The following is a 5198-nucleotide window of genomic DNA, read 5'->3' on the forward strand; positions in this document are numbered from 1 at the left end:
TTTTATTGGTTTCCAAAGCATTCCAGTTCACTGAATCCATACCAGTAATCAAGACATTGACCGCCTCAGTATTGAAACTGGATAGCATCTCTTTGAGACCTGCCACAAAATGCAACTCGGTGTCAATAGTACTATTTTCTTTAGAAATATTGCGAGTTCTGGAATATATTGTATCCAGATTATGGAGTAAAATCTCTTTGTTTTGATTCGAAGATAAATCTTGCGTTTCGGCAAAAGCCATGGTGTGATAAACATCGTTGGCCAGTTCGTCATGCAATTTTTTGGCAATTCGGGTTTCGGTCTAGTAAGAAGTTTGGATTTTTTCTTTTTTGTTGAGTGCTTTTAAAAAATAATATAAAAAAATGGTGGACAGAACACCTATTAATATCAGAAAATACAAAATTAGGTTTCTGTTTTTTTGTTCTTCCAGTTCCAGTGCTGTTTCTATTTTTTGGGTTTTTAGCAATAGATTTTCATCCTTTGTTTTCTTGGAATCGTATTTTATTTTGGCAAACTGATTTCGGGCTTTTTGTCTTACTTTCTTGATACTGTCATTGATGTGTATGTATTTTTCGGGATAAAATTTCGATTGATTTCCGTAGCTGGTTTGGATTAAAGAGGCTAAAGATTCCAATCGGTCATCAACAGCATTAACTTTTGTTGCTTTTTCGTAAGCCATCCGCGCGTAATCATTAGCTAATTGTGGATTGGTTTGTTTGTAACATTTAGTAAGATGAAGATAGCTTGCCGCCATTCCCCAGTCATCCTTAATTTGTTCTTTTATTTTTAAGGCTTCATTCATGTAATTAATTCCTTTAGGATTACCCACTTTGAAATATGAATAACCTATAATTATCAAGCACTTTGGAATAGGATGCAGAATCATTTATGACTTCTTTTCTGGAAGTCAAAGGAAGTAGAATTTGTATCGCTCGATGGTAATCTTGCTTGGCCATATAAACCACGGCAATATTATGTTTGAATTTTAATTTCCGAATTTTATCTATTTTTAAATGTAATCCCTTATTGTAATAATGCAGGGCATTGTCATAATCATATAGTTTTCCATAAACAATCCCAGTAAATTGTAAATAGAGCATTCGTAGGAGGGATCTAAAGTTTTATTCAAAAAGGGGATAGCTTCAATGGCTGTGGTCTCACTACCGGAATAATCGCCTTGGTTTTGTTGAATTTCGGACATTCTTGCCAAGGAATAGATGATTCGGGTATTATCTGTTTTTACATCACAAAGGGATTTTACTTTGTTATGATAATAGTAGGCACTATCATATTCCACGTTTTCAAAATGTTTGTCACCAAGGTCAATCAGTCGGTCAATTGCTGCTAGATTACTCTTTTTACTAGATTTGGTTATGGGCTTTTTTTCGCAAGATTGCAGGAGAAAAAATAGGGTTAATAAAACAAAAATCGGGAAATGTAACTTTTTGGATATCATTTCCCGAAATTACTGATTTTTTTAAATAGTAATAAATCAATTTTTAATTTTTTTGAATTTTGCTTTAATATTTTATTCGAATTTTGATTCACTGTAGGTGGATATAGACGCAAAAAATCCCAAACTTTCGATTGGGATTTCTCTATAAGTAAGTAATCTTAAATTGAGTTGATAAAACGTTTATTTTACTTTATTAAGTATTGCTTTGAAAGCTGTTGGATGATTCATCGCTAAATCGGCAAGAACTTTACGGTTCAATTCGATGTTATTAGCTTTGCATTTTCCAATGAATTGCGAATAAGACATTCCTTCTAATCTAGCTCCAGCGTTGATACGTTGAATCCACAAAGCGCGGAAATTTCTTTTGTTCGCTTTTCTGTCACGGTAAGCATAGCACATTGCCTTCTCAACCGCATTTTTCGCAACTGTCCAAACGTTTTTACGACGACCAAAGAATCCTTTGGCTTGCTTCATTATTTTTTTTCTTCTTGCTCTCTTAGCAACTGAATTTACACTTCTTGGCATAATTTTACTGTTTTTTTGTAGCAGGCGTCCCGAATTTAATCAAGGGCACTTAAGGCCATACTCCAAGGTTATTTTAAATTGTTTTAACCTAAAGAATTCTTTAAAGTTGTATGTTGTATTGTTGTATATTGTATGTTGTCTCAGACATTTTTACATTATACAATTTACATTATACAATTCTTAGATGATTCTTAATTGTTGTTTAATGCTTTTCTCATCTGTTTTGTGAACTAGCGCTGAATGTGTCAAAGCTAATTTACGTTTTTTAGACTTTTTGGTCAAGATGTGACTCTTGAAAGCATGTTTTCTCTTAATCTTACCAGAGCCAGTAACTTTGAAACGTTTCTTGGCGCTAGATTTGGTTTTCATTTTAGGCATTTTTTCCTAGTGTTTTTTAATTTATTCTTACTTACTTGTCTTTGCGAGCTTGCGAAGCAATCTCATTATATTTTCTGCAATCTGCCTTCTGCAAACTGAATACTATTTCTTTTTCTTAGGCGCAATAAACATAATCATTCTCTTTCCTTCGAGAACCGGCATTGCTTCTACTTTTCCAAATTCTTCCAAATCTGTAGCTAATCTTAACAATAAGATTTGACCTTGATCTTTATAGATGATTGAACGTCCTTTAAAGAAAACAAAGGCTTTCAATTTAGAACCTTCTTTCAAGAATTTTTCAGCGTTCTTTCTTTTAAACTCATAATCGTGTTCATCCGTTTGAGGACCAAAACGAATTTCTTTCACTACAATCTGAGTAGATTTTGCTTTAAGCTCTTTTTCACGTTTCTTTTGCATGTAAACGAACTTTTTATAGTCCATTATCTTGCAAACAGGCGGTTCTGCATTTGGCGAAATTTCAACCAAGTCCAATTCGAATTCGTCTGCTAATCGCAACGCTTCTGAAAGTTTAAAAACTCCTGGCTCGATATTTTCTCCCACAAGTCTTACTTCTTGCACACCACGTATAAGATTGTTGATCCTATGCGCATCTTTTTTTTCTACTCGAGGTTGGTAACCTCTATTGCTTCTTATTGCTATGACTTTAAAATTTAAGTTAAACTGTAAATGTTTTTAATGTTTTGCCTATTTCTTCGTTTACAATTGCAGCAAATTCCTCAATTGTGACGCTCATATTTCCATTTCCTTCTTGTCCTTGACGACGTACGGATATTGTTCCATTTTTCTCCTCTTCCTCGCCTACAATCAGCATAAACGGGGTTTTCTGAAGCTCTGCATCTCTAATTTTTCTTCCAATTGACTCGTTTCTGTTGTCAATTAGGGCGCGAATTTCGTGATTTTCTAGCAGATTTAAAACTTTTTTCGCATATATTTCATATTTCTCGCTCAAACACAATATTATAGCCTGTTCTGGCATTAGCCAAAGCGGGAATTTTCCTGCTGTGTGTTCAATCAAAATGGCAATGAATCGTTCCATAGATCCAAATGGTGCTCGGTGAATCATAACAGGCGTATGCAATTGGTCGTCCGATCCTTTGTAAGTCAATTCGAAGCGCTCAGGTAAGTTGTAGTCCACTTGTATGGTTCCCAGTTGCCATTGTCTTCCAAGTGCATCTTTTACCATAAAATCCAACTTCGGACCATAGAAAGCCGCTTCACCATAAGCAACAACAGTTTTCAATCCTTTATCGGCTGCCGCATTGATAATTGCATTTTCTGCTTTCTCCCAATTCTCGTCGCTACCTATATACTTATCTCTATTTTCTTGATCACGCAAAGAAATCTGTGCAGTAAAGTTTTCGAATCCTAATGAACCAAAAACATACAATACCAAATCAATCACGTTTTTAAACTCTTGATCCAATTGGTCTGGAGTACAAAAAATATGCGCATCATCTTGAGTAAACCCACGAACACGGGTCAAACCGTGCAATTCTCCACTTTGTTCGTAACGGTAAACGGTTCCAAACTCAGCATAACGTTTAGGTAAATCTTTGTACGACCAAGGTCTTACATTGAAAATTTCGCAGTGGTGAGGGCAGTTCATAGGTTTCAATAAAAACTCTTCGCCTTCGGCAGGAGTATTTATCGGCTGAAAACTATCTGCTCCGTATTTTGCATAATGACCAGAAGTCACGTACAATTCTTTTTGTCCAATATGTGGCGTAACTACTTGTTCGTAGCCCGCTTTCTTCTGTGCTTTTTTCAAAAATTGCTCTAATCTGTCACGAAGTGCTGCTCCTTTTGGTAGCCACAATGGCAAACCTTGACCTACTTTTTGTGAAAAAGCAAACAATTCCAGTTCCTTTCCTAGTTTTCTGTGGTCACGACGTTTTGCCTCTTCCAACAATTCTAAGTATTCGGTTAAGTCTTTCTGTTTTGGAAAAGAAACCCCATAAACACGAGTTAACTGCTTATTTTTCTCATCACCACGCCAATAAGCACCGGCAATACTCATAATTTTCATAGCCTTGATGATTCCAGTATTCGGAATGTGACCACCACGACACAAATCTGTAAAAGTAGCGTGGTCACAAAAAGTAATCGTTCCGTCTTCTAAGTTCGAAATTAACTCGGTTTTATAAACATTGTCTTTATAAACCTCTAATGCTTCAGCTTTAGAAACTGGACGCAATTTAAATTCGTGTTTCTCTCTCGAAATTTCCAAAACACGATTCTCGATTTTTTTGAAATCGGCATCCGTAATCTTTTGGTCTTCGAAATCTACATCATAGTAAAACCCATTAGAAATTGCAGGTCCAAGAGTCAGTTTGATACCAGGATACATTTCTTCAAGAACCTGTGCCATCACGTGCGAAGTCGAATGCCAAAAGGCTTTTTTACCACCCTCGTCATTCCATGTATATAATATAAGACTGCCATCCGTCGTCAATGGAGTTGTGGTTTCTACAATTGTACCGCTAAAAGATGCCGAAATCACGTTTCTGGCAAATCCTTCACTAATGCTAATTGCAACATCCATAGGAGTAACTCCTGCTTCAAACTCTTTCACTGACCCGTCGGGCAAACTAATCTTAATCATTGTTTTTAATTTTGAGAATGCAAATATAGGGCATTACAAAAAGACACACAATATATATGTACAAGTTTATACATTATATATAGGGAGTGTAATTGTCATTTCTTGGATGATTATAATAAGGAGCTTTATCCTTCTATTCGTTGCAATCTTTGCGGCCGAACGCCGGCCGCAAAGGATTTCCCCTGCTATCAGGGCTAGGGTATAGGTTATCTAGAT

Annotated in this window: 6 protein-coding genes and 1 pseudogene; all 7 read right to left on the bottom strand. The window is 35.8% G+C overall.

Annotated elements, in window-relative coordinates:
* Positions 1 to 277: pseudogene (locus ACIQ1E_RS13765) on the bottom strand (ATP-binding protein); the annotation flags it as partial.
* A 24-nt stretch (positions 278 to 301) separates the two neighbouring features.
* Positions 302 to 886: a hypothetical protein gene (locus ACIQ1E_RS13770; protein WP_396171911.1), complete on the bottom strand. Its 585-nt coding sequence runs from the start codon at positions 884 to 886 to the stop codon at positions 302 to 304.
* 123 nt (positions 887 to 1009) lie between these two features.
* Complete coding sequence (locus tag ACIQ1E_RS13775; RefSeq protein WP_396171913.1) at positions 1010 to 1456, bottom strand: hypothetical protein; 447 nt, start codon at positions 1454 to 1456, stop codon at positions 1010 to 1012.
* Between the two features lie 180 nt (positions 1457 to 1636).
* The gene (gene rplT, locus ACIQ1E_RS13780; protein ID WP_133277671.1) at positions 1637 to 1981 is read right to left on the bottom strand and encodes a 50S ribosomal protein L20; all 345 of its coding nucleotides are present in this window, start codon (positions 1979 to 1981) and stop codon (positions 1637 to 1639) included.
* Between the two features lie 180 nt (positions 1982 to 2161).
* The gene (gene rpmI / locus ACIQ1E_RS13785) at positions 2162 to 2359 is read right to left on the bottom strand and encodes a 50S ribosomal protein L35 (RefSeq protein WP_011921545.1); all 198 of its coding nucleotides are present in this window, start codon (positions 2357 to 2359) and stop codon (positions 2162 to 2164) included.
* 102 nt (positions 2360 to 2461) lie between these two features.
* Positions 2462 to 3019 carry a translation initiation factor IF-3 gene (gene infC / locus ACIQ1E_RS13790; RefSeq protein ID WP_394344383.1) on the bottom strand — a complete coding sequence of 186 codons (558 nt, stop codon included), beginning with the start codon at positions 3017 to 3019 and terminating at the stop codon, positions 2462 to 2464.
* Between the two features lie 16 nt (positions 3020 to 3035).
* Positions 3036 to 4982, bottom strand: a complete 1947-nt coding sequence (gene thrS / locus ACIQ1E_RS13795; protein WP_396171914.1) for a threonine--tRNA ligase — start codon at positions 4980 to 4982, stop codon at positions 3036 to 3038.
* Positions 4983 to 5198 lie beyond the last annotated feature (216 nt).

The sequence above is a fragment of the Flavobacterium sp. genome (genome assembly GCF_044348915.1).
GTDB lineage: Bacteria > Bacteroidota > Bacteroidia > Flavobacteriales > Flavobacteriaceae > Flavobacterium.